At 65.2% G+C, this 26132-nt stretch carries 25 protein-coding genes; 8 read left to right on the plus strand and 17 right to left on the minus strand.

The genetic code is table 11. The features are described from left to right. The first annotated feature begins 256 nt into the window (after positions 1 to 256). Positions 257 to 1339 (plus strand): LacI family DNA-binding transcriptional regulator, encoded by a 1083-nt coding sequence (locus BLS91_RS09120; RefSeq protein WP_092340407.1) that lies wholly within the window; start codon positions 257 to 259, stop codon positions 1337 to 1339. Positions 1340 to 1372: 33 nt separating this feature from the next. On the opposite strand, the gene BLS91_RS09125 is transcribed toward BLS91_RS09120, so the two are convergent. The 5 genes from BLS91_RS09125 to rplJ all read right to left on the minus strand — a co-directional run bounded on the left by BLS91_RS09125 (position 1373) and on the right by rplJ (position 6189). Continuing rightward, the gene (locus BLS91_RS09125; RefSeq protein WP_233197466.1) at positions 1373 to 2254 is read right to left on the minus strand and encodes a carbohydrate ABC transporter permease; all 882 of its coding nucleotides are present in this window, start codon (positions 2252 to 2254) and stop codon (positions 1373 to 1375) included. Continuing rightward, entirely contained in the window at positions 2251 to 3624 is a 1374-nt protein-coding gene (locus BLS91_RS09130) for an ABC transporter permease (protein WP_167552428.1), read from the minus strand. Before BLS91_RS09130 ends, BLS91_RS09125 begins: the two co-directional genes overlap by 4 nt. Positions 3625 to 3653: 29 nt before the next feature. Further along, positions 3654 to 4961: an ABC transporter substrate-binding protein gene (locus BLS91_RS09135; protein ID WP_092340408.1), complete on the minus strand. Its 1308-nt coding sequence runs from the start codon at positions 4959 to 4961 to the stop codon at positions 3654 to 3656. 276 nt (positions 4962 to 5237) lie between these two features. Then, positions 5238 to 5621, minus strand: coding sequence for a 50S ribosomal protein L7/L12 (gene rplL, locus BLS91_RS09140; protein WP_092340409.1), 384 nt, complete (start codon positions 5619 to 5621; stop codon positions 5238 to 5240). Positions 5622 to 5673: 52 nt separating this feature from the next. After that, on the minus strand, positions 5674 to 6189 hold the full coding sequence (rplJ, locus tag BLS91_RS09145) for a 50S ribosomal protein L10 (RefSeq protein ID WP_092340410.1): 516 nt from the start codon (positions 6187 to 6189) through the stop codon (positions 5674 to 5676). A gap of 330 nt (positions 6190 to 6519) precedes the next feature. Between rplJ and BLS91_RS09150 the strand changes: the two genes are divergently transcribed. After that, complete coding sequence (locus tag BLS91_RS09150; RefSeq protein WP_241983163.1) at positions 6520 to 8256, plus strand: MDR family MFS transporter; 1737 nt, start codon at positions 6520 to 6522, stop codon at positions 8254 to 8256. After that, on the plus strand, positions 8249 to 8710 hold the full coding sequence (locus BLS91_RS09155) for a MarR family winged helix-turn-helix transcriptional regulator (protein WP_092340411.1): 462 nt from the start codon (positions 8249 to 8251) through the stop codon (positions 8708 to 8710). The genes BLS91_RS09150 and BLS91_RS09155 overlap by 8 nt, the downstream gene beginning before the upstream one ends. 181 nt (positions 8711 to 8891) lie before the next feature. Here BLS91_RS09155 and BLS91_RS09160 read toward each other — a convergent pair whose 3' ends face one another. From BLS91_RS09160 to BLS91_RS09170, 3 genes are all read right to left on the minus strand, one after another. Continuing rightward, positions 8892 to 10424, minus strand: a complete 1533-nt coding sequence (locus BLS91_RS09160; protein WP_241983162.1) for a sensor histidine kinase — start codon at positions 10422 to 10424, stop codon at positions 8892 to 8894. Continuing rightward, complete coding sequence (locus BLS91_RS09165) at positions 10424 to 11170, minus strand: response regulator transcription factor (protein ID WP_092340412.1); 747 nt, start codon at positions 11168 to 11170, stop codon at positions 10424 to 10426. Before BLS91_RS09165 ends, BLS91_RS09160 begins: the two co-directional genes overlap by 1 nt. Before the next feature lie 68 nt (positions 11171 to 11238). After that, on the minus strand, positions 11239 to 12351 hold the full coding sequence (locus BLS91_RS09170) for a hypothetical protein (protein ID WP_092340413.1): 1113 nt from the start codon (positions 12349 to 12351) through the stop codon (positions 11239 to 11241). 178 nt (positions 12352 to 12529) lie between these two features. Here BLS91_RS09170 and BLS91_RS09175 point away from each other — a divergent pair, with 178 nt between their 5' ends. Next, entirely contained in the window at positions 12530 to 13186 is a 657-nt protein-coding gene (locus tag BLS91_RS09175) for a YqaJ viral recombinase family protein (protein WP_369831310.1), read from the plus strand. 124 nt (positions 13187 to 13310) lie between these two features. Continuing rightward, positions 13311 to 14288 carry an NADP-dependent oxidoreductase gene (locus tag BLS91_RS09180; protein WP_241983161.1) on the plus strand — a complete coding sequence of 326 codons (978 nt, stop codon included), beginning with the start codon at positions 13311 to 13313 and terminating at the stop codon, positions 14286 to 14288. A gap of 42 nt (positions 14289 to 14330) precedes the next feature. Here the strand turns inward: BLS91_RS09180 and BLS91_RS09185 are convergent, their stop codons facing one another. From BLS91_RS09185 to BLS91_RS09205, 6 genes are all read right to left on the minus strand, one after another. Then, positions 14331 to 14612: an LPXTG cell wall anchor domain-containing protein gene (locus BLS91_RS09185; protein ID WP_134505330.1), complete on the minus strand. Its 282-nt coding sequence runs from the start codon at positions 14610 to 14612 to the stop codon at positions 14331 to 14333. A gap of 89 nt (positions 14613 to 14701) precedes the next feature. Beyond that, positions 14702 to 15139, minus strand: coding sequence for a hypothetical protein (locus tag BLS91_RS19595; protein ID WP_134505329.1), 438 nt, complete (start codon positions 15137 to 15139; stop codon positions 14702 to 14704). A 3-nt stretch (positions 15140 to 15142) separates the two neighbouring features. Further along, positions 15143 to 15721: a signal peptidase I gene (locus BLS91_RS09190; protein ID WP_092340416.1), complete on the minus strand. Its 579-nt coding sequence runs from the start codon at positions 15719 to 15721 to the stop codon at positions 15143 to 15145. Further along, positions 15721 to 17022 (minus strand): fibronectin type III domain-containing protein, encoded by a 1302-nt coding sequence (locus BLS91_RS09195; protein WP_092340417.1) that lies wholly within the window; start codon positions 17020 to 17022, stop codon positions 15721 to 15723. The genes BLS91_RS09190 and BLS91_RS09195 overlap by 1 nt, the downstream gene beginning before the upstream one ends. Before the next feature lie 3 nt (positions 17023 to 17025). Beyond that, positions 17026 to 17634: a hypothetical protein gene (locus BLS91_RS09200; protein WP_134505328.1), complete on the minus strand. Its 609-nt coding sequence runs from the start codon at positions 17632 to 17634 to the stop codon at positions 17026 to 17028. Positions 17635 to 17747: 113 nt separating this feature from the next. Then, positions 17748 to 18320 (minus strand): alternate-type signal peptide domain-containing protein, encoded by a 573-nt coding sequence (locus BLS91_RS09205; RefSeq protein WP_092340419.1) that lies wholly within the window; start codon positions 18318 to 18320, stop codon positions 17748 to 17750. Positions 18321 to 18626: 306 nt separating this feature from the next. Between BLS91_RS09205 and BLS91_RS09210 the strand changes: the two genes are divergently transcribed. After that, positions 18627 to 20048 (plus strand): cryptochrome/photolyase family protein, encoded by a 1422-nt coding sequence (locus BLS91_RS09210; protein WP_092340420.1) that lies wholly within the window; start codon positions 18627 to 18629, stop codon positions 20046 to 20048. Here the strand turns inward: BLS91_RS09210 and BLS91_RS09215 are convergent. The 3 genes from BLS91_RS09215 to aceB form a co-directional block, all read right to left on the minus strand. Then, the gene (locus BLS91_RS09215; RefSeq protein ID WP_092340421.1) at positions 20045 to 20554 is read right to left on the minus strand and encodes a signal peptidase I; all 510 of its coding nucleotides are present in this window, start codon (positions 20552 to 20554) and stop codon (positions 20045 to 20047) included. The two genes, BLS91_RS09210 and BLS91_RS09215, sit on opposite strands and share 4 nt — an antisense overlap. A gap of 38 nt (positions 20555 to 20592) precedes the next feature. Continuing rightward, complete coding sequence (locus tag BLS91_RS09220) at positions 20593 to 21252, minus strand: hypothetical protein (RefSeq protein WP_092340422.1); 660 nt, start codon at positions 21250 to 21252, stop codon at positions 20593 to 20595. A 283-nt stretch (positions 21253 to 21535) separates the two neighbouring features. After that, positions 21536 to 23209, minus strand: coding sequence for a malate synthase A (gene aceB / locus BLS91_RS09225; protein WP_092340423.1), 1674 nt, complete (start codon positions 23207 to 23209; stop codon positions 21536 to 21538). Between the two features lie 266 nt (positions 23210 to 23475). Between aceB and BLS91_RS09230 the strand changes: the two genes are divergently transcribed. Together BLS91_RS09230 and BLS91_RS09235 are read left to right on the plus strand one after the other, a co-directional pair. Continuing rightward, entirely contained in the window at positions 23476 to 24957 is a 1482-nt protein-coding gene (locus BLS91_RS09230) for a helix-turn-helix transcriptional regulator (RefSeq protein ID WP_092340424.1), read from the plus strand. A gap of 286 nt (positions 24958 to 25243) precedes the next feature. Then, on the plus strand, positions 25244 to 26128 hold the full coding sequence (locus tag BLS91_RS09235; protein WP_159433844.1) for an ATP-binding cassette domain-containing protein: 885 nt from the start codon (positions 25244 to 25246) through the stop codon (positions 26126 to 26128). Positions 26129 to 26132: the final 4 nt, after the last annotated feature.

Below are 26132 nucleotides of genomic sequence, written 5' to 3' on the forward strand. Positions count from 1 at the left end.
ACTCGGTGGATCAGCTACCCGTAACGTTCCCGTAGCCACAGATCGGGAACCGGTTCCAGACCATAAAGTACGTCACCCGTTTGGGGATAGCAAGCCCGCAAATGTAACGGAATGGCAAAGATATCGAAGCCTCCGTCACCGGGTACGAGATTCTAATGACGAATTGACCACAAAATCAAGAGGCTTCATGGAACCGGTTCCATGTTGCTCCAGAGCAGGCTAGTCTGAACGCATAGTCCCCAAGGATGGAGGCCCCATGAGTGCAATCGGCGATGTAGCGCGCCTCGCCGGCGTGGCCAAAGCCACGGCCAGCCGAGCGCTCAGCGGCCGGGGTTACGTGTCGACCGAGACCCGCGCCAAGGTCGTTGCGGCCGCGCAGGAGATTGGTTACGTCGCTTCACCCAACGCGGCCAGCCTGGTAACCGGCCGCACTCAAAGCGTCGGCGTGATCATCCCCTTCATCAGCCGGTGGTTCTTCGGCGAGGTGCTCGAAAGCGTGGAGCAGGCTCTGCTCGACCAGGGCTACGACATGACGCTGTACAACCTGCCGCCCGAGTCCCTCGAGCGCGACCGAGTATTCGACTTCTTTCTGGCCCGCAAGCGCTTCGATGGCATCATCTCGGTCGGCGTCGCCCTCAGCGAGCGCGAGGTTGAGCACCTGCACCGGCTCGGCCGGCCGCTGGTCGGCATCGGCGGGCCGATCCGCGGCACCACCACGATCGAGATCGACGACGTTGCGGCTGCCCGTCTGGCCACCGAACACCTGCTCAGCCTGGGCCACCGTGACATCGTGCACGTGGGCGGCAGCCAGGTCGATGAGATGGACTTTCACGTGCACAGCAATCGCCTGCGCGGATTCCAGGCGGCGATGATGGCCGCCGGGCTATCGGTGAGCGGATGCTTCTACTCGGCCGAGTTCACCATGCCGGGCGGCTACGAGCGCGGCCTGGCCATTCTCGGCGATCCGCGCCGTCGCCCCACCGCGATCTTCGCGGCGAGTGACGAGATTGCGTTCGGGCTCATTCTGGCGGCGCGCGAGTTGGGCATCCGGGTGCCCACCGAGCTCAGCGTCATCGGGATCGACGGCCACCCGTATGCCGAGATGTTCCGCCTGACCACCCTCGCGCAGCATCCGCGCGCCCAGGGTGGACTCGCCGTGCGCACCCTCCTCGCCGAACTCGCCACCAAGGACGGCACGAAACTCCATACCCGCCGAGAGAGCACAGCCCCCGACCAGACTGACACCGACGGTACGAGCGACTCCATCGTTCTGGCGACCAACCTGGTGATTCGATCCAGCACGAGCGCGCCGCGGGCCAGGGTGACGCACGGGTCCTAGGCCGGGCGGCGGCATCCACCCGGCGGTGGAGTATTACTTTTGCGAGCCGGCCAGAAGGGCCTGCACGAAGAAGCGCTGGAACGCGAAGAACACAATGAGCGGCACGATCATCGATAGAAAGGCTCCGGCCGACAGCACGTCGATGTTCGATCCGAACTGGCGCAATTGACTCTGAATCGCCACGGTCAGAGGTTGCGATCCGGAGTCAGTGAAAATGAGGGCTACGAGCATGTCGTTCCAGGTCCACAGAAACTGGAAGATGGCCAGCGAGGCGATAGCCGGGCCGCCGAGCGGCAGAATGACCTGCACGAAGATTCGCCAGTCACTCGCACCGTCGATGCGAGCGGCTTCGAGCAGTTCGGCCGGAATCTGGGTGAAGAAGTTGCGCAACAGAAAAATGGCGAACGGCAGCCCGAAGGCCACGTGGAACAGGATCACGCCAAAGATAGAACCGAAAATTCCCAGGGTTCCGAACATGCGGGCCAACGGAATCAGCGCGACCTGCAGGGGCACGGCGAGCAGCACGATCACCACGATGAGCAGCCAGTCCCGGCCCGGAAACGTGAGCCAGGCGAAAGCGTAGCCGGCCAGGGCACCGAAGATGACCACGAAGATCGTCGTGGGAACGGCGATCAAAATGGTGTTCCAGAACGACCCGGTGATGGTCGGGTTGGCGAGCAGGTTCGCGTAGTTCTCAATGGTCAGCTGCGCCGGGGTGGTGAATATTGTCCACCAGCCGCTCGACGCGCTGTCGCCGACCGTGCGCAGGCTCGACAGGAACAGGCCGAGGGTCGGCACCAGCCAGAAAATCGCGACGATCACGAGAACAGCGTTGACCACGCCCTTGTCGACAAAGCCGAGGATGGTGCGGGCGAGGGTTTTCTTGCCGCGCACGTGCGTTGCGGCGCCGCTCACGATTTTCTCTCCTGACGGAACTTGCGCACGTTGATGATCATCGAGGGCAGCACGAGGATCAGCAGCAGAATGGCCAGAGCGCTGCCGAGGCCCTGATTGCTGCCGCCGCCAAACGACACGGTCCACATCTCCACCGCGATCACGTTCGCCGCGGGCTTCGAGGCGCCGGGCGGAATCACGTAGACCAGGTCGAAGATCTTCAGCACGTTGATGATGAGGGTGACGAACACGACGATCAGCACCGGAGCCAACAGGGGCGCCGTGATGCGGGAGAACACCTTCCACTCGTTGGCGCCGTCCATCCGGGCGGCTTCCTGCAGGGAGCGGTCGATCGCGCTCAGACCGGAGGCGATCATGACCATGGCGAAGCCGGCCCAGATCCAGATATAGGAGAGGATGATCACGGCGGTGATCAGGCCCGAGCTCAGCCACGACACCCCCTGGTAGCCCTCGTCGAAGTTCGACGCCGGCAGGGCTATGCGGTAGGTCTCGGTGCCGAGGCCGGCGAGAACGTAGCGGCCGGCGGCATCCGTTTCGGTCGTGGCGGCGATCGTGCCGGAGGCGTCGACCGCGTCGACACGGATGCCGGGGAGCCCCGTTTTGCCGTCGTCTATCTGCCCGTTCGTACCACCGCCGCCGATGACCACGTCGAGCCAGACCGTGCCGGTGATCTGGTCGGCAGACGCGGTGTCGGCGCTCTCGGCCTGCGCGGCACTGGCCGGAACGTTGTCGGCGCGCACGCCGACGAGGGGGAAGTTCACCTCGGTGCCGGCCCCAACGGCGGCTTCGCTCGCGATGACACCGCCGTCGTTGATCAGACCGACGTCGGTGCGCGGATTCGCTCCCGGATAGGCCGCGTCACCGCCGCCGAACGCGCTGTTCACAGCCACAACGGCCGCGTTCACAACCCCGAGGTTCGGGCTCTCCTGGAACATGCCGCGAAAGATGACGCCTGCGGCGAGCATCGAGATGGCCATGGGCATGAAGATGATGAGCTTGAACGCCGTTGACCACTTGATTTTTTCGAGCAGCACCGCGAACAACAGGCCGAGCACGGTGCAGGCGACCGGGGCCACGAGTACCCAGATGACGTTGTTGCGAATCGCCGTGAAGGTTGAGTCGTTCGTGAACATGGTGACGTAGTTGTCCCAGCCCACGAACGCCCCGCCGTCGGCGCTGAAGAACGAGCGCACCACCGTGTACAGAATGGGGTAGAGCACCAGCCCGGCCAGCAGCACGAGCGCCGGCGCGAGAAAACCGAGGGCGATCAGGAACATGCGTCGGCGGCTCGCACCCATCCGGGGACGGCGACTCCCGGATGGTGCGTTACGGCGTGCGGGTACGGCCTTGGAACTCATGGTGCTGGTCACGGTGACGGTGGTGATTCGACTTATTGGGGTTAGTCGACGTAGGCCGCGGCGGCGGCGTCCTCGAGGGCCTGCTGGGTACCGGCGACGTCGCTCGGGTCCTGCAGGAATTGGATCATGATCTGCCAGAAGCCCTGGCCGGGAGTGCCGCCGAATGCACTCGGGGTGAGGTCGGACATGTCGAAGCGGAACGTTTCAGCACCGGTGAGGGCTTCGGCGATCTGACGGCTGGTCTCGTCGGGATAGAGCGCGGTGTCGACGTTGTTGTTCGGCGATGTGAGGCCGCCCTCTGGCACCCAAACCTCGGCCGCTTCGGGCGAGGCGAGGAACTGCATGAGAGCGTCGGTGGCGGCGTCATCGGTGAAGGAGACGGCCACGTCGCCGCCGCCGACGACGGCGGGTGCCGAGCCGTTCACGGAGGGGAAGTCGAAGAACAGGGCGTTCTCGCCGACGACCGAGTTGCCGTCATCGGTGATGTTGCCGGCCACGAAGTCACCCTCGTAGATGGTGGCGGCCTGCGGGGCGGCACCGAAGACCTCGGTGACCGACTCCGGGAAGGTGCGCTGCGCGGCTCCGGACTGCACGAGTGCGTCGTTGCCCCACAGGGTCGCGAGGGCGTCCAGCGCCACTGTGACGGAGGGGTCGGTCCAGGGAATTTCGTGGTTGGTGAGCTGGTCGTACATCTCGCCGCCGGCGGTCTGCAGGTAGACGTTCTCGAACCAGTCGGTCAACGGCCAGCCGACATCCGCTCCGATGGAGATTCCGGCATAGCCGGAGTCGGCCACGAGCTGCAGTTGCGCCAGAAAGTCGTCCCAGTCTGCGGGAGCGGCCGCTCCGGCGGAGTCATAGAGATCGGCGTTGTACCACATGGTCGATTTGTTCGAGGCCTTGAACCAGACGCCGTACTGGGTGCCGTCGCTCGTGCCGAGGTCGACCCAGCTCTGGGAGTAGTTCTCGGCGACGGCGGCACTGGCCGCCTCGGACAGCGGCTGCAGGTTGCCATCGGCGGCGAGCTGGTCCATCAGGGCGGGCTGCGCGAGCATCGCGACGTTGGGCGGGCTGCCACCCTCGATCTGGGTGCCGAGCGTGGTCGCGGCATTGTCGCCGAAGCTGGTGTAGTTCACCGTGGCACCGGACTGCTCCTCGAAGGCGGCCAGGACGGCCTCGAAGTTGGCCTGCTCGGCGCCGGACCAGGCAGCGGAGACCTCAAGGGTGTCGCCGGTGAATTCGCCGGAACCGGCGGCATCCGTTGTGCCTGACGAGCACCCGGCGAGGGTCAGAGCCAGGATTCCGGCGCCGGCCAGCGGCGTGAACAGTCTGTGGTGTGTGGTGGAGCGCAAGAGAGCCTCTTCGTCGAGTCAGGGGTCGCGCTCCCGAAAAATCGGCCGGTTAAGTGGTCTGGGTCAGCACTTCCTCTTTCAAACCTAGAGTCGCTCTTCGTTCACACCAAATTCACGACAAAGCTTCAGCTTTGCGAAGGCCCCAGTACTGGGGTTGTACACGTGCGGGCACGACAATAGGGGCGCCGTCTCCTTACGGAAACGACGCCCCTTGCGCAGGATGAGTTTGAAAACCGCATCGGCTACGCCTCAATCAGATCCCCTTGCGGGGAGAGACTACTTGAGGGTAACGGTTGCGCCGGCCTCTTCGAGGGAAGCCTTGGCCTTCTCGGCAGCGTCCTTGGCAACGCCCTCGAGGACGGCCTTCGGCGCGCCATCGACAACGGCCTTGGCCTCGCCGAGGCCCAGGCTGGTGAGCTCGCGCACGACCTTGATGACCTGGATCTTCTTGTCGCCAACGGCGTCAAGGATGACGTCGAACGCGGTCTGCTCTTCGACCTCTTCAGCAGCAGCGGCGGGGCCAGCGGCTCCGGCAGCGGCGACGGGAGCGGCTGCGGTGACCTCGAAGGTCTCCTCGAACGCCTTGACGAACTCGGAGAGCTCGATGAGGGTCAGGCCCTTGAACTGCTCAAGCAGGTCTTCAGTGGAAAGCTTTGCCATGATGTACTCCTATAGTTTCTAAAAAATCGTGAACCGTGAATCAGGCAGGTGCCTAGTTCGCGGACTCCTGCTTCTCACGCAGCGCGTCGATGGTGCGAACAGCCTTCGACAGCGGTGCCTGGAAGAGATAAGCGGCTCCGAACAGCGATGCCTTGAAGGCGCCGGCCAGCTTGGCCAGCAGCACCTCGCGGGACTCGAGGTCGGCAAGCTTGCCAACCTCCGCTGCGGTGAGCGGGTTACCGTCAAAGTAACCGCCCTTTACCACCAGGAGAGGGTTTGCCTTGGTAAAGGCACGCAGGGTCTTCGCGACGGCGACGGGGTCTCCGTGCACGAAGGCGATAGCGGACGGACCGACAAGTTCCTCGTCGAACGAGGTGATGCCGGCCTTGTTGGCCGCAATCTTGGTGAGCGTGTTCTTTACCACGGCGTACGTGGCGTCCTCACTGATGGACTTACGCAGGCTCTTGAGCTGCGCAACAGTGAGACCGCGGTACTCGGTGAGCAGAACGGCGGTCGAGCTTTCGAATTTCTCCGTAAGCTCGGCGACCGTTGCTTCCTTGTTCGCCATGGTGCTCCTCATTAATAATCATGTGCCGGGTAGCCCGGGGCGCAGACATGAAAAAAGCTCCAGCGCAGGGCGCCGGAGCTCGGGGAACAATCCAAAAGACTGTAACAAAACTACGAACACCTGCGCGGGCCGTTCACGTGAATGAACCTTCGTCTGCACTTGTGTCTTTCGACATAGCGCAGCAACCGGCGGTCTGTGGCTGAAATGTACTGTACGGCACGATTCGGGCGCGTGCAAATCGACGGCGGAGCGACATCCGCTGATCGAGATGGTTGACATCCGTCAACTACCCACCTATCGTTGATAGCTGTCAATCACTTAGGGAGTCGCATGGGCCGCGCCAGCCGCACCGTTTCCGAACCGGTCACCGAGGGTTCAATGAGCCACCGCCAGGTACTCGAAGCGCTGTCGGGACTACTGCTGGGCATGTTCGTGTCGATCCTGGCCAACACCGTGGTGAGCACGTCGCTGCCACTCATTCTCAGCGACCTCAAGGGCTCGCAATCGGCCTACACCTGGGTGGTCACGGCCACACTGCTGGCGACCACGGTGAGTACGCCGATCTGGGGCAAATTCGCCGACCTGTTCAATCGCAAACTGCTCATTCAGCTCGCCCTGGCCGTGTTCGTGATCGGCAGCGCGCTCGCCGGGTTCTCGCAGGACGCGGGAACGCTCATCGCCTTCCGGGTGCTGCAGGGCCTCGGCGCCGGCGGCCTGGTCGCCCTCAGCCAGATCATCATGGCCGACATCATCAGCCCGCGTGAGCGCGGCCGCTACGCCGGCCTGTTCGGCGCGGTCATGGCCCTCGGCACGATCGGCGGCCCGCTGCTCGGCGGTGTCGTGACGGATGCCTTCGGCTGGCGCTGGAATTTCTTCATCGCGCTTCCGGTGGCAATCGTGGCCATCGTGCTGCTGCAGCGCACCCTGCACCTGCCGGCACGGGTGAAGCGGGTCGTGCGCATCGACTACCTCGGGGCCGCGCTGATCACGTGCGGCGTCTCGCTGCTGCTGATCTGGGTAACCCTGGCCGGCACCCAGTTCGAGTGGCTGTCACTGACCTCGTGGGCCATGGTGATAGGTGCCGTCGTTTTGCTGGCTCTGGCGATCATCGTGGAATTTCGCGCCGCCGAACCGATAATTCCGCTCAGCCTGTTTCGCAACCGCACCTTCGGCCTCGGGGCGATTGCGAGCCTCGCGGTGGGTGTCTCCCTGTTTGGCACCTCGGTCTTTCTCAGCCAGTACATGCAGCTCGCCCGCGGCGCCACGCCCACCCAGTCGGGCCTGCTGACCATCCCGATGATGGGCGGCCTGCTCATCTCGTCGACCCTGTTCGGAACAGTAATCAGCCGGCGCGGCACGTGGAAGTCCATCATGGTCTCCGGCTCCGTGCTCATGCTCGTCGGCACCACACTGCTCGGTACCCTCGATGTGCACACGAGCCTCGTCTTCGTCGGCGTCTACATGTTCATCCTCGGCGCCGGCGTGGGCATGGTCATGCAGAACCTCGTTCTGGTCGTGCAGAACACCGTTGAGGTGCGGCACCTCGGCGTCGCCACGAGCTCGGTGACCTTCTTCCGCAGCCTCGGCGGCGCGGTCGGGGTCTCGGTGATGGGGTCCATCCTGGGCAGTGTTGTCGCGGCCCAAATCACCACCGGCGTGGGCAGGCTCAGCCCGACCAATCAAGCGGATGCCGGCCGCCTGCTCGGTGACGGCGTCATTCCGCAGGTCAACCAACTGCCCGACGTGCTGCGCATCATCGTCGAAGCCGCCTACGGTTCCGGTGTCGGCACGATCTTTCTGATCAGCGCGCCGCTGGCCCTTGTGACCCTGCTCACGGTGTCGCTGCTGCCGAATTATCCGCTCGGCACGGAGACCGGAATCGACCGGGCCCGCGATACGGCCCTGGTGCCGGCAGCTGTGCCGGCTATCGTTGCGGCAGACTTGGCCTTTCACCGGGAGGGGGACGACGTGCAGGAGATTCTCGTGGAGGTGAGTGCGGCATCCGCTGGCCTGCCGCCGGCCGGGCTGGCCCAAACACCCGCAACCCGCGGACCTCGTGATGAATGAGCTGGTCGAACGACCCAGCGTGGATGGCGACACCCTCGAGCTCGCCCGCGTCGAGGCGCAGATGGCCATGCTGGCCGCCAATATTCGAGCCAGCACACGGTCGACCGCGGCCGTGATCGATCCGACCCTCGAACCGTTCGGACTCGCGCTCTTGCGCGTACTCGCGCGGCGGGGCGAATCCCATGCCAGCGTTGTCGCGGATGTGCTCGCGGTGGACCGCAGCATGATCAGCCGCCAGGCCAAGCTGCTCTGCTCGCTTGGGCTCGTGGAGACCCGGGTTGACCCGCTCGATGGGAGGGCACGATTTCTGGCCCTGACGCCTCTCGCCACGGAGAAACTGGCCGAGGTGCGCCGCAACCGCACGGCCCTGGTGCATCGGCGACTCAGCCGGTGGACTCCCGCCGAACTCGACCAGTTCGCCACCCTGCTGGAACGGCTGAACGAGCCCGAATAGGTCTACCGCTTCTGACCCCGCGCCGAGCCGCGAGTTTCGTCCCCGGCTCATCGTCGTGCCGTGAGTTTCACCCCCATTTTCACCCTGGAACGAGTCGATACTCACAGCTCGGCGAACAGAAATCACGGCTCGATGGATGAGGGGGCGCGAGGTCGATCCGGCGCCGCCCTGGCCGATACTCCTAGCCCGTGGCGAGGGGCAGTTCGACCCGAAACTGGGTGCGGCCGGGGACGCTCTCGACCGACACAGCGCCGTGGTGCGCGGCGACGACCGCGGCCACGATCGCCAGCCCCAGGCCGGTGCTGCCGGTTCCGCGAAAGCGTGAGCTGTCGCCGCGGGCGAACCGTTCGAACAGGGTGCTGGTGAGGTCTTCCGGGACGCCCGGACCGTTGTCGGTGACGGTGATGACGGCCCGGTCGCCGACGGCGGCGAGGGCGACGACCACCGTGGTGCCGGCATCCGTGTGCAGTCGCGCGTTGGCGAGCAGGTTGGTGATGACCTGGCGCAGACGCGGTTCGTCGCCGATCGCCTCGATCGGTACCTCGGGCAGGTCGAGGTCCCAAATATGATCACGGCCGGCCGCGTGGGCATCACTCACGGCGTCGACGAGCAGCATGGTGAGGTCGACCGGTTCCATTTCGAGTTCGCGGCCCTCGTCGAGACGGGCGAGCAGCAGCAGGTCTTCCACCAGCCCGGTCATGCGCACGGACTCGCTTTCAATGCGGCCAAGCGCGTGGATGGCGTCGGGCGGCAGCTGCTGGCCGCTGCGCCGGGTGAGTTCGGAGTAGCCCCGGATGGACGCGAGCGGCGTGCGCAGCTCGTGGCTCGCGTCGGCGACGAACTGGCGCACCTTGCGTTCGCTTTGCTGTCGCGCTTCGAGGGCGAGGTCGACGTGGTCGAGCATGCGGTTAAGCGCCGCACCGACCCGGCCTACCTCGGTGCGCGGGTCGGCATCCCCGGTCGGAACCCGATCGTCGAGGGAGACTTCGCCCTGGTCGAGGGGAAGTTGCGCAACCCGGGTGGCGGTCGCGGTCACGCGTTGCAGCGGGCGTAGGGCGAGGCGAACTACCCAGGCCGCGATAATGGCCACCACAATGAGCCCGGCGAGTGAGACGAACGTGATGATCAGGGCCAGCTGAGCCGCCGTGGCCTCGACGCCCGACAGCGGCAATCCGACCAGATACAGGGTGCCGCTGCCAGACGTTTCGGCTTGCACTCGGTATTCGCCGAGTTCGCCACCGAGGTTTACCGTGACGGCGGCCGACTGGTTGACGTGGTCGGCGAGCTGCTGCACCTGCTGCGCGGAGAGTTCTTCGATGGCGCCGCTCTGGTCGTCGGTGTAGCCGGTGGTGATGCTCGATCCGTCATAGACCAGGGCGAGCAGCCCGGGTGGTTGGGCAGGGCCGCTGAGAATGCTGTTGGCGGTGGGGGTGCCGAAATAGGTGCTGCCGGGGGTATCGCCGAGGCGGTCCCCGTCGTTGTCTCCGCCGCCGCCGAGCACGGCGCCGGAGCGGTCGGCGGCGGATGCGAGTTGCACGTCCAGGCGATCGAGCAGCGAGGCGCGTAGGATGACCACGCTCACCACGCCGATCGTGATGCTGACGAGGGCGAGAAGCCCGACCACGGTGAGCACGAGGCGCCGCTGCAGGGTCCAGGGCGAGCGGGGTCGGCCGCGGCGGCGCGGCATCCGTTCGCGCTTCTTGAGATGCGCCATCAGGCAGTTTTCAGCATGTAGCCGGCGCCGCGCACCGTGTGAATCATAGGCTCCCGGCCAGCGTCGATCTTCTTGCGCAGGTAGGAGATGTAGATCTCGACAACGCTCGACTTGCCGCCGAAGTCGTAGCTCCAGACCCGGTCGAGGATCTGCGCTTTGCTGAGCACGCGGCGCGGGTTGCGCATGAGAAAGCGCAGCAGCTCGAACTCGGTGGCGGTCAGTTCGATGGCCGTTCCGTCGCGGAAGACCTCGTAGCTGTCTTCGTCGAGGGTAAGGTCTCCCACTGTGATGCGCGGGTCGATCGAGTCGGCCACGGCGAGGGTGGAGCGGCGGATAAGGCCGCGGAGGCGCGCGACGACCTCCTCGAGGCTGAACGGCTTGGTGACGTAGTCGTCGCCGCCCGCGGTGAGCCCGGCGATGCGGTCGTCCAGCGAGTCCTTGGCGGTGAGAAAGAGCACGGGTGTCTCGTAGCCGTCGGCGCGCACCCGCTGCAACACCTGCAGGCCGTCGATGTCGGGCAGCATGATGTCGAGCACGATGGCGTCCGGCCGAAATTCGCGGGCGATGGTGAGCGCCTGGCGGCCTTCACCGGCGGTGCGCACCTCCCAGCCCTCGTAGCGCAGGGCCATGGAGAGCAGATCGGTGAGGGTGGGTTCGTCGTCGACGACCAGAACCCTAATGGCGCTGCCGTCGGCCTTGGTCAGGCGCGGGCCATGGCCGGTGCGGGTGCTCTCACGTGTGCTCATTCTGATGAGTATCCGGCAGTTGTCTATGAACGCCCTATGAGTGCGCCCTCGAATGCCTGTGGCCGGCCTTAGCCGATCAGGGCAGCCAGTAGGGCCGGCGCGGGCACGAGCGGGTTGCTGGCCGGAACGAAGAGTCGCTGGCAGCCGTTCAGTTCGACCTGGATCGGGGTGTCGAGCCCGGTGCCAGCCCGCTCGGGCCAGAGCACCGCGAACCGGGTGGGCTCAATCGCGCACGCGGGCGCTTGCAGAGCGGATGCTGCGGAGGGCAGCAGCGCTGCGGCATCCGCTTCAAGGGTGGTCGCGCTGGTGAAGGTGCCCGACCTGAGGGTCAGCATCGAGCCGAGCATGTCGTCGTCGAAACCCTCGATGGCTTCGAGTTCGCTGAGGTCGGGTTCGGTGACCGGGTCAACCGTGTAGATACAGACGCTCGCGCCATCGACGCCGGCGTAGGAGGGGATTTCGGCGGGCGGCACCGGAATCGGTTCAGGGTCCTGCCCGATCTGGGTGGTGTAGGTCTGCAGGCCGGTCGTGCCGAACAGCAGCGACTGTTCGGGGGTTCCGGTGCTCATGGCGCAGCCGGCGTCGAGAGCGGGTCGGGCGATCTGCAGCACGAGCGGCAGTTTCACCGTGTCGGTCAGCTCGAGTTTCTCGAGCGCTTTGCTCGTGGCCGGCTTAGTTTTGCCGCAGGAGGTGCGCGGCCAGGCTGCCCGCATGGCTTCGCCTGCGGCGTTTTCGAGCCAGAGTTCGGGCACGATCTCCATGTCGGCGGTGCAGGCCTGGTTGAGCCCGGGTTGGTCGTTGGGTTGGGCGAGCGCAGCGAGCAGGGCGCTGAAGTCGCCCTCGCGGGTCTCGATCGTCACGGCCGACCAACGGCCCTCGTCGTCGTCGATGCTGCCGGAGAAGGTACAGAGGGAGGCGACGACGGGTTCGAAGCCGTCGGGGACCATGCCAGGCGCCGGGGCGTCCGGGTGGGTTGCAGTCAGATCCGTTTGGGCTGGGACGCCGTCCTGAACGGGGATCCAGTTGTTGAGTTTGGGCGCCTGGCAGTCGACACCGGCGACAAACTGTGCCATCGGCGTGTCGGTGGCGGCCGGGTAGCCGGGTAAGCCGGCGCATCCGCTGAGCAGCAGGGCCAGCGTGGCGGCCCCGGCGAGCGCGAATCGAGCTGGGTACTGCTTCATGCGTTCCCCCGATTGGTTGACGTTCCTTCAGGCTAGCGAAGCCAGGTCTCTTCGCGATAACGATTCTCACAGCGAGCGGATGCGCGACCTCGGCCCGGCAGGCGAGTGGCGGCCTCCAATCCCGCGGCTCCCCGTGGCGGTGGCGCGCCGACCGGGCGCGCGGGCACACAATAGAGGAGTGCCGAATTCCACGCTGTCCCTCTTCGATCTGGACCAGCCTTCGGCGCACCCCGCGGCATCCGCTCTGGTACCGCCTCCCGCACCGCACACGCTGCGCATCGTCGCCGACTCGAACGACCGCGTCGCGTGGCTGCGGGCCCGCAACCAGGGCATCACCGCAACGGATGTCGCCAAACTGTCGACCCCCAAGTCGATCCTGAACGCGGCGCACGACAAAATGCACGGCACGAGCTTCTCCGGCAACAGCTACACCGACCATGGACGGGCCCGGGAACCGGTCATTGCCGCGTGGGTGCTGGAGAACTACGGCATCGAACCGAGTACGAACTTGTTTCGGTCGCTCGGGCATCCGCGGCATCTGGCCACGCCCGACGGGGTGGGCGTGATCGGTGCAGATTTGCACCTGGCCGAGATCAAGACCACGAGCAAGCCGTGGCGCAGCGTTCCGCGCAGCTACCTGCGGCAGGTGTGGTGGCAGCAGTACGTGCTCGGCGCCGATCGCACGCTGCTGGTCTGGGAAGAGCACCTCGATTTCGTGCCGGTCGCCGCGGTGCCCGAATGTCGCTGGATCGAACGTGACGAAGACCAGATCGCGATTCTGGTGGGCCTGGCCAATGCCCTGATCGACAATCTCGACCAGCAGGCCCGCCGCTAGCCTGCTCTCGCTTCGTGGACGGGGCCCAGGCCCCGTCCACGCGCCCAGTTTATAAACTGGGCCCACGGCTCGGGCCCAGGCCCCGTCCGCAATGCACCGAGGCGGGATGCATCAGAATGAGGACATGGCTCCTGACTTCGAACTTCCGCTGACCATGCGCGCCCTCGTCATCGACCAGACCGGCGACCCCGACGTCTTGCACCTGGCCGAGAGGCCACTACCACGCCAGATTTCCGACGAGGTTCTCGTGAAGGTCGTCGCCGCCGGGCTGAACCCGATCGACGCCAAGACGCGCTCCGGCAAGGGCGTCGCCGCCGCGATCGAAAGCTACCCGGCCATCCTCGGCAACGATTTCAGCGGCATGGTTGTGCGCGCGGCGTTCGAGGCCTCTCCGCTGCAGCCCGGGGATGCTGTCTACGGCATGGGCCGCGTGCCGCGCACCGGCGGCAGCTTCGCCGAGTACGTCTCGGTGTCGAGCATGAGCGTCGCGCACAAGCCGGCCAGGCTCAGCCATGCCGAGGCTGCCGCAGTGCCGGTCGCCGCCCTCACCGCGTGGGGAATGGTCAAGCTCGCCGGGGCGGCCCCCGGGCAGCGGATGCTCGTGCACGCCGCCAGCGGCGGCGTCGGTCACTTCGCGGTACAGTTCGCCCGCCTTCTGGGCGCCCACGTCATCGCCACCGGATCCACCCGCAACCTCGACTTTCTGCGCGAGCTTGGTGCCGACGAGGTCATCGACTACACGACCACGCGCTTCGAAGACGAGGCCCACGACCTCGACTCGGTCATCGACCTCATCGGCAATGTGCACGATGACACCGGCACCCGTTCCCTCGCCGCGCTGCGCCCAGGCGGCCTGCTCGTGAACGCGCCGACCGGCAGCTGGCCCTCCATGGCAGCGGATGCCGCTGCCGCCGGCCGCCGCGCGACCGGTTTCAAGGTGTCCCCCGACGCCCGAGCCCTCGACGAGATTTCGAAGCTCCTCGACGCGGGTACCGTGCGCGTGCACGTCGACGCCGTGTTCGAACTCGCCGACGGTGCTGCGGCACACCGAGCGATCGAAGAGGGTCACACTCGCGGCAAGATCGTGCTGCGCGTCTCGTAGCGGGCATCGGCATCCGCTGCCCGCCGGCAGTGCCGGTGGGTTCTAGTTCTCGTTCCGTTCGCGGCGACGGCGGAACGTCAACAGCACGCCGAGGCCCAGCAGAAGAACGCCCCCGACGATGGCGGGAACGGGCAGGTCAACCCCGGTGCGGGATAGGGCGGCCGGCCGCGCCGCCGCTGACGAAGCCCCCAGAACTGCGACGAACACACCCGTGTCGGCGCAGGCCGACGACGAAAACGGCCCAGCGACCGCGTCGCGCAGGGACACCACGAGGCCCAGATTCGCCGTCTCATTCTGCCCGGTCAGCCCGGTCACGTTCCTCATGTCGATCCTGACCTCGGCTCTCAGCGTCGCGCCGGTGGCGAGCGGCTGAACCGGCGCAAGCACCGCACAATCTGCGTCGCCCGCGAACGTCACGGTGGGCGCGGTGGGGTCGGCAGGGGTCGTGACGCCCAGGGTGAGGTACTGATCAGCCCAGCGGATGCCCCCTCCGCACTACGCAGACTCACCCGCACGACCGCGGGCTGGTCGCTCGGGTTGTGGATCCACAGGGACGCCCGCATCGACCCATTCGGAATCAACGTCCCATACGCGTCAAACAAATCGGTCGGCAGACTGCTCGCGAAGTGCACACCGTCCAAGCTGACCTGCACGTCGCCGAGCCGAGCGTTGCTGGCCTGGGCAGCACTGGACAGAGATTTGGGTGCCGCAGCCGATGCCGGCCCGGCCGCACCGGCAAGTATCGGGAGCGCCAGCAACAGCGCCGAGGCCACGGCACCGAGCAGGCGCCCGCGACGAAGGGCACGTGCGCGGAATTCGCAAATAGGGGGCTGGGTGTAATGCGGCTGCATCGATCAGACCACCGAGTGGCTATGGGCGCCGCGAGGACGACGGCGGCCGGCACGGACTCCAGCGACGAGCATCACAGCCGAGTATCCGAGCAGGGCCACGGCCACTGCCGGAATGATCAGCGCTCGGCTCGCCCCGTTGACGAAGTTATTGGCATAGCCGATCAGCGGAACGGAATACCACAGTCGCCCCTGAATCTGGGCGGAGAGCACGAGGTCGGGATCGGGAAGACTGTTGTTGTCTCCCTGAAACTGAAAACTCCGGGTACCGTCCGTGGAGGAGCTGATCGCGGTGATGCGGTGGGTGATCACTGCCGGCTCGCCCGAGTGAATCTGATAGGTCGCGATATCCCCGATTACGAGGTCGTCGGTGTTGACCGGGCCGACCACGATCAGGGTGCCGGGCGGCAGGTGTGGCTCCATCGAGCTGGTCAGCACCGTCAGTGGGGTCGCGCCCGTGATCTTGGGCACGATGACCAGCAGAGCGAACAGCATGAGCACCAGCAGGAGCAACGCACCGCTGATGACCAGGCCCAGGGCGTGCAGCAGTCCAGTCGGCCTGGCCCCCTTCGAACCGTGCCCCATTAGTTCGCCGCCGTCAATGTGAACTGCTGGGCGCTGCCGGCGCTGCAGCTTTGCGTCTGTAGCGCGGTTCCGGCTGTGTGACTCGGCACCGTGATGCATTCCGTTTTGTTCTTGTTCACTTGGATGACGAACTGGTACAGACCGTTTCCCGACAGTGTGCCGCCCCACTGCTGGCTGGAGTCACTCACGTTGCGTGTCGCCATCACCACAGCTGCCGTGGTGGTGCGCTGCCAAGCCAGCCCAGCCGCTGCCTGCGAGTTGATGAGGTAGTCGCTCTGGTTGACCAAGTCAAATTGCCAGAGCTGAGTGGTCAGCGACTCGTTGCATACCTGCACTGTCACGGGTCCGTTCGCGTTGGTGGAACCCGTGACACACAGGCCCCCACTCTTGACTCGGTACCAGCTGGTCGACGACGGTGACTGGCTGGTGGTCGCAGTGGCGGCCGATGACATGGTCGAGAAGTTGCCGGCCGCGTCGACAGCGTCGACCGTGTAGACGTAGGTCGTGCCGACATTGAGTCCGGTATCGGTGTAGGTTCTGCCGGTGATGTCCGGCCCGACCCGCTCCCCGTCGCGATAGAGGCGGTAGATGGCGACACCGACGTTGTCGCTGGCGGCCGTCCAGGTGAGTGTGGCGGCGGCATCCGTTGTCGATGTGGCGGTCAGATTAGTCGGTGAGGTCGGCCGGGAGACATCGGGAATAGTCTGTGTCACGGTTACCGACTCGGCCTGGGCGTTCCAGTTGGTACCGACGGCGGCGCTCGGATCGAGTCGAACCGCGACCTGGCCTCCGGCGTAGGTCGACATCGACGTGGACGACATCGCAGTGCGTACGCAGAGCACGACGAACCCATTCGCGGCCAGGGACCCGGTCATCGGCGTTGCGCTCGCCCAGGTAAAGACGGTCTGGTTTCCGGGCAGGGTCGTGCTCGCGGTGCAATTGGCGGCGGCGGCGACCGGCCACGTCGTGACGGTGACAGCTCCGGCGAGCGCCGCGGGCGACGACACGGCGCTGAACGTCAATGTGTACGTTGACGGCACGGATCCGCTGGTGAGCGTGATGGGCTTGGTCGTGGTGGAGCTGCCCGTCGTGTAATCGAATTTCAGCTGGTCGTAGCCGGATTGTGTGATGCTGACCTTGCCCGAAGTCACGGATCCGGTGGCTGGGGATGCCGCGGTGGTCCAGGCGGCATGGGCGGCGCCGGAGGCTGCGAGCACGAGAAAGAGAACGGTGCCGAGCAGGGCGGCGGTGTGGCGCTGCCGGCGAGGTCGAGCGACAGCCTGGCGGCGTGAACGGGTCATGGCTTAGGCCTGCACTCCGGTGAGAACGACGGAAAAGTTGGCAGCAGACGACGACTGGCTCACACTCGGGGCGCCCGCGGGCAGCGCGATCAGCACGCAGACTGTTCGGGACTGGGCCTTAGCGAGCGTCAGGCCCACCGCCGTCGACGGCGCACTGGCAAATGTTCCGCTGGTGCTGGGGATGACCGCGCTCGTGCACGCAGCCGAGCTGTCGACGACGGCGAGACCGATGGTGAGCGAATCGGACAGGGTCGAAGTAACAGCCGGCGCGAGGAGCGAGGAGCGGGTCACGGCCAGTGGCACGTCACCGGTGTTCGTGACGGTGACCGGGGCGGCAATAACCAGTCCCGGGTACAGGGGCACGGCGGGAAGGGCGAGGGCCGAGACCGTCATCGTGGCCGTTCCCGACGCTATCGTGGCCGAGGAGGTGGCGGCACTCGAGTTCAGGAGGGCGTAGGTGCCGCTGGCAGCGGTCGTGGCCAGCACGACTGCCATAAGAGTGGATGCTGCGGCCAAGACCAGGGCCCGCGCGCGTAGCCGCAGGGTCGGCACAGCACGGTGGCGACGACGCTCGGCAGGCGAAGCGGTGTGGCGGCCACGGGTTGTTTTCATGTGATCACCGCGCTTTCTGGTCGAACGGAGGAGCTGGAGGGAGAATCGCACCGCCCGGGGTGCCCATCGTCGGGTGATGGGCACGCCAGGGACAGTGCAGGAGGTGGTGAAGACTAAGTGGTCTGCGTCAGGGTCACGGCGAGGGCGCCGAGGTTGACCGAGCCGAGCATGGCGTCGTTCTCGGCTCCTGCACTGCTGCTCTTGGGGAACGTCAGGATGACGGTGACCACGGCAGCGCGAGAGATAACGCCGGTCCCGGTCGGTGTGATCGTGTAGGTCGGGCCGGCACCGCTGATGCCTACGCCACTGATCGACACCTGGGCGCTCTTCGTGATGTAGCCCGCGAGCTTCCCATCAGGTGTGCTGGTTGCGCTCGTGGCGGTGATGCTCGCTGAAGCAACGGCCAGAGTCGCGACCATGTTGTCGCCGGTCGCCGTGATGTCAACCTTCTTCGTGTAGGTGAGGACGTCACCGGGCACGATCTTGTACGTGCTCAGGATGATTTCGGTGGCACCGCTCTTCCAAACACCGGCGGCGGCATTGTCGACCACTGTCAGGGCGCCGGCGGTGATCGTTCCGCCGGCAATCGATGTACTCGAATTCCAGAGCGCGAACGTTCCCGCGCCGCCGAGCAGCAGGGTCAGTCCGGCGGCACCGGCGATAGCGCTAACGAGAAGCTTGTTCATAGTGGAGACCTTTCGGAAGATCGACTCAGGGGCGAGTGATACACACACTATGTGGGACAGACAGATTTGTCTGTCCGTCGGTAACCCCCAGAATGAGGTTTAGGATAAATGTCCATTCGGTACTGAATTAGTTGAAATCAACAGACAAATCAGAGTATTTCGTGATCAATCAGGAGGAAAGCAACGAAAAAGCGACATACGGGCGGGGAGACGAGTTCGTTGTCGATCAGACGGGACAGACCGTTATACCTCCGAATTGGTCTGGCCCGTCGCATGGTCCAGACTGGAGTTTCACGAGGAGACCGCATGACTTCAGATCAGATAGCCGACCACGTCGGGCCCGTCATAGTGTGGTTTCGCGACGATCTGCGGGTTGCCGACCATCCAGCCCTGCACGCGGCGATCAAGCAGGGGCAGCCGATTGTGGCCCTCTACCTGCTTGACGAGCAATCCGACGGAGTCCGCCCGCTCGGCGGCGCGGCCCGTTGGTGGCTGCACCAGAGTCTGCGATCCCTCGCCGGCTCCATCGCCGCCCTCGGTGGCCGGTTGATTCTGCGCCGCGGTGCGGCCGGCCCGATCATCGCCCGCCTGGTGCACGAGACGGATGCCTCCGCCGTGTTCTGGAACCGCCGCTACGGCCTCGCCGAACGCACGATCGACACCGCGATCAAGAGCGACCTGCGTGAGCGCGGAATCGACGCCCATAGTTTCGCCGGTTCGCTTCTGTTCGAACCCTGGACGATTCAGACCGGGCAGGGCGGCTCCTACTCCGTCTTCACCCCGTTCTGGCGGGCCTGCACCGCGGGTGCGCCGCCCCGCGTGCCCTATCCCGCACCCTCCGCTATTCCCGGCTGGGCGGGCGACCCCACCACGGCAGCCCTCGTCTCCGACGACCTCGACGACTGGGGACTCGCACCGTCGAGCCCCGATTGGGCGGGTGGGCTGCGCGCCGCGTGGACGCCGGGCGAAGCATCCGCTCACGCCCTGCTCACCACCTTTCTGGCCGAGTCACTCGCCCTCTACGCCACCGAACGCGACGAACCGGCCCAGAACGCGACATCGCGCCTGTCTCCGCACCTGCGCTGGGGCGAGATCAGCCCCCACCAGGTGTGGGCGGCGACAAACAATGCCCGGCGCGGGCTCAGCGGTAGCGAGTCGGCCAGCGCGACCCGTTTTCTGACCGAGGTCGGCTGGCGGGAGTTCGCGTACCACGTGCTTTATCATGCGCCAGATATCGCGACCGCGAACCTACGCCCCGCCTTCGACGCTTTTCCGTGGCCGCCACTCGATCGGGATGCCCTGGCGGCCTGGCAGCAGGGTCGCACTGGCTTTGCCCTGGTCGACGCCGGCATGCGTGAACTGTGGCGCACCGGAAGCATGCACAATCGGGTACGCATGGTGACGGCATCATTCCTGATCAAGAATATGTTGGTCGATTGGCGTGAGGGCGAGCGCTGGTTTTGGGACACCCTGGTGGACGCCGACGCGGCGAGCAACCCGTTCGGCTGGCAATGGGTGGCCGGTTCCGGAGCGGATGCGGCACCGTATTTTCGTATTTTCAATCCCGACCTGCAGGCAGCCAAGTTCGACCCGCACCAGCAATACATTCGGCAAAACGTTCCCGAATACGGCACGGATGCCTATCCGGCGCCGCTCGTCGACCTCGGCGAGACGCGTCGCGCCGCCCTGGCCGCCTACGAACGGGTCAAGGCGCAACCGGCAGGCTAGGCAGCGCGAACGGAGATTCGGGTCTTTCCCGCTGACTCTTTCGTCGACCTCGCACCGGGCCCGGCTTCGGACGACCCGGCGTACCAGATGCTCAGTACGCACATGATGAGGGAGCCTACGGCGAGCGGGTTTTGCAAGTACACAACGAGATAGCCAAGGTTGGGCACGAAGGCGGTCACGCCGCCAATAACATCCGCGCGTGGCACCGTGAACGGATCGCTCGTGTCGTTCGCGTCACCCTTGGTCGTTAGCGTTGCATCGTCATTGAAGGCCATGAGGCGGTGGGTGGTGCGATCGCCGGCACGCCGAAAAGTGATGACTTGCCCGACCTCGTATTGGTCAGTCTCAACGATCACGACGCTCGCCGGCGGGATAGCGGGGAACATCGGCCCCGTACGCACGACGTAAGCCCCGTAGGGCAGGACACCCGTCGCCATGATGGCGATCGGGGTGAGCACGGACGCCAGAATGAGTAGCAGAACGACGATGCCTTTGAATCTCTTCACGGTGCGCCTCTCGGCTCGGAAAAAATTGGGGAATGGCTCTACAGGCCCGGCGTCTGGCCGACCTGTGTGGCCACAATTTGGTAGGGGAGACCGTTACCAACGATGGCCGGGTTCGGGGCCTGAACAGTCTTCACCGGGTAGGAGTTCCAGACTCCGCCGTCAAGCTCCGACTGGCCGGACATCTTTGCCGCATAACCGAAGCTGAACGAGACCGACCCGACAGCTGTCGGTGCCAGGTTCGATGCCAGCTTGATCATCTTCGGAACGGGCCAGCATCCGGTCGGCGCGAGGGTCCCGCAGCTCAGGTGCGCAGTGTCGTCCTGATCATCGCTGAGATTCGCGGAGTCGAAAAGAGCCGTGCCGTTGGCAGCCACATGGAACTCGCCGTAGGTGCCGAGGTCATTCAAAGCGTGCAGGGCGTCCTTATTGTTGAACACAACCCAGACATCCTGAGCGTTCAGACCCGTGTTGACGTAGCGGGACGAGACGGTCTGGGTCGTTCCCGGCAGCAGGTTCGAGAAGGCCCGGTTGAGAGAATCGGTGCCGGTTCCGTCAGGGCCAGCGCCAGCGATCTTGATCGAGCCGATCGTTCCGCTCACTGCGCCCTGTGCCGTGTCGCTGAAGTACGCGCCGGTCGGTCCCAAGGCGGCGAGGGCCATCGTCAATGCAACGGCAACGCCTCCGGCCCCGATGATCATTTTCTTGCAGTTTAAAGTTTCACGTCAGTCTCATCTCAAATTGTCAGTTCCGAAGTGAGATAATGAGCTTCTTTCATTATCTATATTCAAAACAGTAGAGATGACATTAACTCCCGTATGCCCTTGATTGGGCACTGCTGTCCCCCCAATCTGGGGGATGGAACGGCGGCAGAACACGAATAACGAAAAAACGGGCAAACAGTTGCTGCCCCTGTGATGATGCCGGGGCCAGACAACCATTTGCCCGCTTTCGCGAACTCGCAGCGCTAGCTGCGAAAACTAGCTAGAAGAATCGAGCGTAGGCACCAACCGTGAGGAAGGTCGGGAACTCCGGCTCGAGTGCCGAGGTGCGCAGCACTGTGAGGGCGTCATCGAAGCGGTCGGTGGGGGTGCGCTCGAGGCTGTCCACGACCTCGTCCAGCACCTCTTCAACCCAGTCGGAGTCGATCCGGCGGCCCTCGGCGGTGACCGAGTTCTCGTGAATCCACTGCCAGAGCTGCGAGCGGGAGATTTCCGCGGTCGCGGCGTCTTCCATCAGGTTGTCGATCGCCGCTGCTCCCACGCCGCGCAGCCAGGACTCGATGTAGCGGAGCGCTATGAGCACGTTGCCGCGCACGCCGGCCTCGGTGATCTGGCCGCCGACCGAAGCAACGTCGAGAAGCTGGGCGGCCGTCACGTTCACCTCGGGGCGGGTGCGCTCGAGCTGGTTCGGGCGGTCCCCGAGCACCTTGTCGAATTCGGCCTGAGCGGTCGGGATCAGGTCGGGGTGCGCAACCCAGGAACCGTCGAACCCGTCGGTGGCTTCACGCTTCTTGTCCGCCGCGACCTGGGAGAGAGCCTGCTCGGTGACGGCCGGATCGCGACGGTTCGGAATGAAGGCGCTCATGCCGCCGATGGCGAAGGCGCCACGACGGTGGCAGGTGGCGACGAGCAGTTCGGTGTATGCGCGCATGAACGGCACCGTCATGGTGATCTGCTTGCGGTCGGGAAAGACGAAGCGGCTGCCGCGGGCACGGAACGTCTTGATGATGCTGAAGATGTAGTCCCAGCGTCCGGCGTTGAGGCCGGCGCAGTGGTCGCGCAGTTCGTAGAGGATTTCTTCCATCTCGAAGCCGGCCTGGATGGTCTCGATCAGTACCGTGGCGCGAATGGTGCCGTAGTCGATACCCAGGCGCTCTTCGGCGTAGGTGAAGATGTCGTTCCACAAGCGCGCTTCCTTGTGGCTTTCGAGCTTGGCCAGGTAGAAATACGGGCCGGTACCGTTCTCAATGAGCTTCTTCGCGTTGTGAAAGAAGTACAAGCCGAAGTCGATGAGGCTGCCAGAGGACTTCATGCGGCGGTTGGCACGGTCGATGAAGGTGATGTGCTTTTCAACGAGGTGCCAGCCGCGCGGACGCATCACGATGGTCGGCGTCGACTCGTTCGTGATCTCGTACTTCTTGCCCTCGGGGCTCGTGAAGCTGAGCTGGCCGTGCACCTGGTCGAACAGGGTCAGCTGGCCCTCGATCACGTTGGTCCAGGTCGGGCTCGTGGCGTCTTCCTGGTCGGCAAGCCAGACCTTGGCGCTGGAGTTGAGCGCGTTGATGGCCATCTTGCGGTCGGTCGGGCCCGTGATCTCCACACGGCGGTCTTCGAGGCCGGGTCCGGCTCCCGCAACGCTCCAGGTTGGATCGAGACGGATGCTCTCGGTAACGCTTAGAAACTTGGGGTCGCGACCGTTGGCGGCATCCACTCGGGTCTGCAGCCGGGCCGCCAGCAGGTCGTGCCGGGTGCCGGCGAAACGCTCGTGCAGTTCGGCGAGAAATTCGAGGGCCTCTGGGGTGAGGATCTCGTCATACCGATCGCCGAGCGGGCCGGTGACCTCGAGGTGCGGGCGAATGGTGGCGAAGCTGCCGGTGGTCGTTTTCACCGTCTCGGAGTTGACCGTCTGATCGAGGGTCGGGTTGGGGGTATTCATGGTCTGGCTCCTTGCGAAAGTAGGTGATACCGACAGGGGGCGAGCCGCAGCTGCGCGGTTCGCCCGATCTCAGGCGGAGGATGGTGGAGCGGTTCTGCTTCGGTCGAATCGGTGAGCGCGAGGGGTGAGCGGTCGCAATTCGAAAGTTGGTGCTTGCCTGTGCCTCCACTCTGCCGGGTCTAGGCACGGCCAAACCACAATCCATGCACAGAAGAAACCCTGTTTTTCTAATTGTGGAAACTTTTGTGATCTGCGACACTAAGGCCATGGTCCCCGCAGAAGCCCTCGCCGCGCTGTCCTCGCTCAGCCTCGATGAGCCGGAGCTTGACGCGCTCACCCTCGGCCGCCGTATCCGGGAACTGCGCACCAACCGCCGCATGACGCTCGATGCCCTCGCCGCCGCGATCGACCGCGCGCCCTCCCAGGTGTCGATGATGGAGAACGGCAAACGCGAGCCACGCCTCTCCATGCTGCGCACGATCGCCCTGGCGCTCGGCACTACTGTCGAAGAGCTGATGCGAACGGATGCCCCCTCGGAGCGTGCCGCCCTGGAAATCTCGGTGGAACGTGCCCAGCGCGGGCCGGTGTTCCAGGCCCTCGGACTCCCCCGCATCCGGGTGAGCAAAGGCCAGAGCGACGACACCCTGCAGACCATCCTCAGCCTGCACAATGAAATCGACCGGCTCAACCGGGAGCGAGCAGCGACTCCGGAGGAAGCCCGTCGGGCCAACTCCGCGCTGCGCCAGATCATGCGCCAGCAGGACAACTACTTTCCCGAACTCGAAGCACAGGCCCTCGAGTTGCTCACCGCGGTCGGGCACTCCGGTGGCCCGGTGTCTCAGCAGCTCGTCGCCGACATGGCCACCCACCTGGGGTTTTCGCTGCACTATGTGAATGACCTGCCGCACTCCACCCGGTCGGTCACCGACAAGCGCAACGGACGTATCTATCTGCCGACCGAGCGTTCGGCCTCGCGGGATTCCCGCTCGCCGATCGTGCAGGCCTTCGCGAGCCATCTGTGCGCGCACGAAGAGCCGAAAAATTATGCCGAATTTCTGCGCCAGCGGGTGGAAACCAACTATCTCACCGCGGCGATCCTGCTGCCGGAGCGAGATGCAGTGCGCATGCTGACCGAGGCGAAGACCCTGCGGCGCATCTCGATGGAAGATCTGCGGGACGCCTTCGCGGTCTCCTATGAGACGGCCGCGCACCGATTCACCAACCTCGCTACCGCCCGCCTGGACATTCCGGTGCACTTCATGAAGGTGCACGAGTCCGGCACGATTATCAAAGCCTACGAAAATGACAATGTTCGCTTTCCGAGCGACGCCCTCGGTGCGGTCGAGGGCACCACGGTCTGCCGCAGCTGGACTGCCCGCACCGTGTTCGACGTCGAAGACCGCTTCAGCGCCTGGTACCAGTACACGGACATGCCGGCCGGCAGCTTCTGGTGCACCTCCCGCATTGAAAAGGCCAAGGAAGGCGAGTACTCGGTGAGCGTTGGGGTGCCGTTCGCACACGTGAAGTGGTTCCGCGGCCGCGAGACGGCAAACCGCGCCGTCTCCAAGTGCCCCGATGAGTCCTGCTGCCGCCGGGCTCCCGACAACCTCGCCGGGCGCTGGGCCGGGCAGTCCTGGCCTGCCGCACGAACCCCGACGAGCCTGCTCGCCGCCCTGCCCACCGGAACCTTTCCCGGCGTCGACCAGACCGAGGTGTACGAGTTTCTCGAAGCCCACTCGCCGCGCTAGCGCTGAGGGGCGGGCGCGGGGGAGGGATGGATGCGCATCCGCTCTGAAACAAACAAACCGGAACGTTGTAGGCAATACTTTTAGCTAACATTGTTATGACGTGAAAATGCTGGAGCAAGTGGCTTTTTGCGGTACCACGCACCAGAGATTATCGGTTGGGCTTGTCCCACGCGTCGCCGCTCGTCTCGACCTACTGAAATGCGAGCCGACGATGTGTGACGCTCGCAGTGTGATACGTCGTCTCAATCGTGCCGTGCGGGCGGGACTTCCCTCGGCGGCACCGCCCATGAACGAGCTGCACGATCAGGTCGTTACTCCGTCGCCGGCTGAAACGACCGCGCCCATGCCGTCACACTGGTTTCGCTCCGCGGCACTGCTCGATGTGCGCGGGCTTCAGGTCGCGGCGGCGGCGCACTCCGACGCACCGCGTGTGGTGCAGGGCATCTCGCTCTCCATCACCTGCGGCGAGGTCGTCGGGCTGGTCGGCGATGCGTCTTCCGGTGCTCTCGAGGTCGCCCAGTGCATCGCTGGCGTACTTCCGGCGCCGGCGACCATCCGATCCGGGTCGATTCTGTTCAACGGTGTCGAACTGGTCGGGCTGCCGCCACGATCGTTCTCCCGGCTGCACGACGACCAGGTGGCCTACCTGCCGCGGAGCCCACTCGACGGCCTCGACCCGAACCTGACCGTGGGAACCCAGCTGGCCACACCGCTGCGTTCCGGCGGCGGCCTGTCGAAACCGGCCGCCTACGAACGGTCACTGGATCTGCTGGGCCAGGCCGGCGTGGAGAATCCGGAACACACCTTCACCGCGTACCCGCGCGACGTGTCGGCGACCTTGGCGCAGCGCGTGCATATCGCCAATGCGTTGGCCGGCAGCCCGAATCTGCTCGTGGCCGACGACCCGACCGACACCCTGAACGCGTCGGACAGTTCCGACATTCTTGAGCTGCTGAGCAGATTGCAGCGCGAACGCAAACTGACCATGATCTTCGTGACGCGCTCGGTACGCGTCGCGGCACTGATCTGCAATCGTGTTGCTGTGGTTCGCACCGGTGCGATCGTCGAATACGCGTCGGTCGCCGACCTGTTGGGTTCCCCTAAGCATCCGTACACCCGCGAGCTAATCTGCGCGGCCGAAAATGAGTCGCTGGGGAGCCGGGGCTTGTAGATTA

The sequence above is a fragment of the Cryobacterium flavum genome (assembly GCF_900103805.1).
Taxonomy (GTDB): domain Bacteria; phylum Actinomycetota; class Actinomycetes; order Actinomycetales; family Microbacteriaceae; genus Cryobacterium; species Cryobacterium flavum.

Excerpts from the sequence above, each read along its gene's own strand:
- BLS91_RS09120 (WP_092340407.1), top strand. The coding sequence starts at position 257 with ATGAGTGCAATCGGCGATGTAGCGCGCCTCGCCGGCGTGGCCAAAGCC.
- rplL (WP_092340409.1), bottom strand. The coding sequence starts at position 5,621 with ATGGCAAAGCTTTCCACTGAAGACCTGCTTGAGCAGTTCAAGGGCCTG.
- rplJ (WP_092340410.1), bottom strand. The coding sequence starts at position 6,189 with ATGGCGAACAAGGAAGCAACGGTCGCCGAGCTTACGGAGAAATTCGAA.
- BLS91_RS09150 (WP_241983163.1), top strand. The coding sequence starts at position 6,520 with ATGGGCCGCGCCAGCCGCACCGTTTCCGAACCGGTCACCGAGGGTTCA.
- BLS91_RS09155 (WP_092340411.1), top strand. The coding sequence starts at position 8,249 with ATGAATGAGCTGGTCGAACGACCCAGCGTGGATGGCGACACCCTCGAG.
- BLS91_RS09160 (WP_241983162.1), bottom strand. The coding sequence starts at position 10,424 with ATGGCGCATCTCAAGAAGCGCGAACGGATGCCGCGCCGCCGCGGCCGA.
- BLS91_RS09165 (WP_092340412.1), bottom strand. The coding sequence starts at position 11,170 with ATGAGCACACGTGAGAGCACCCGCACCGGCCATGGCCCGCGCCTGACC.
- BLS91_RS09170 (WP_092340413.1), bottom strand. The coding sequence starts at position 12,351 with ATGAAGCAGTACCCAGCTCGATTCGCGCTCGCCGGGGCCGCCACGCTG.
- BLS91_RS09180 (WP_241983161.1), top strand. The coding sequence starts at position 13,311 with ATGGCTCCTGACTTCGAACTTCCGCTGACCATGCGCGCCCTCGTCATC.
- BLS91_RS09185 (WP_134505330.1), bottom strand. The coding sequence starts at position 14,612 with ATGAGGAACGTGACCGGGCTGACCGGGCAGAATGAGACGGCGAATCTG.
- BLS91_RS19595 (WP_134505329.1), bottom strand. The coding sequence starts at position 15,139 with ATGCAGCCGCATTACACCCAGCCCCCTATTTGCGAATTCCGCGCACGT.
- BLS91_RS09190 (WP_092340416.1), bottom strand. The coding sequence starts at position 15,721 with ATGGGGCACGGTTCGAAGGGGGCCAGGCCGACTGGACTGCTGCACGCC.
- BLS91_RS09195 (WP_092340417.1), bottom strand. The coding sequence starts at position 17,022 with ATGACCCGTTCACGCCGCCAGGCTGTCGCTCGACCTCGCCGGCAGCGC.
- BLS91_RS09200 (WP_134505328.1), bottom strand. The coding sequence starts at position 17,634 with ATGAAAACAACCCGTGGCCGCCACACCGCTTCGCCTGCCGAGCGTCGT.
- BLS91_RS09205 (WP_092340419.1), bottom strand. The coding sequence starts at position 18,320 with ATGAACAAGCTTCTCGTTAGCGCTATCGCCGGTGCCGCCGGACTGACC.
- BLS91_RS09210 (WP_092340420.1), top strand. The coding sequence starts at position 18,627 with ATGACTTCAGATCAGATAGCCGACCACGTCGGGCCCGTCATAGTGTGG.
- BLS91_RS09220 (WP_092340422.1), bottom strand. The coding sequence starts at position 21,252 with ATGATCATCGGGGCCGGAGGCGTTGCCGTTGCATTGACGATGGCCCTC.
- aceB (WP_092340423.1), bottom strand. The coding sequence starts at position 23,209 with ATGAATACCCCCAACCCGACCCTCGATCAGACGGTCAACTCCGAGACG.
- BLS91_RS09230 (WP_092340424.1), top strand. The coding sequence starts at position 23,476 with ATGGTCCCCGCAGAAGCCCTCGCCGCGCTGTCCTCGCTCAGCCTCGAT.
- BLS91_RS09235 (WP_159433844.1), top strand. The coding sequence starts at position 25,244 with ATGAACGAGCTGCACGATCAGGTCGTTACTCCGTCGCCGGCTGAAACG.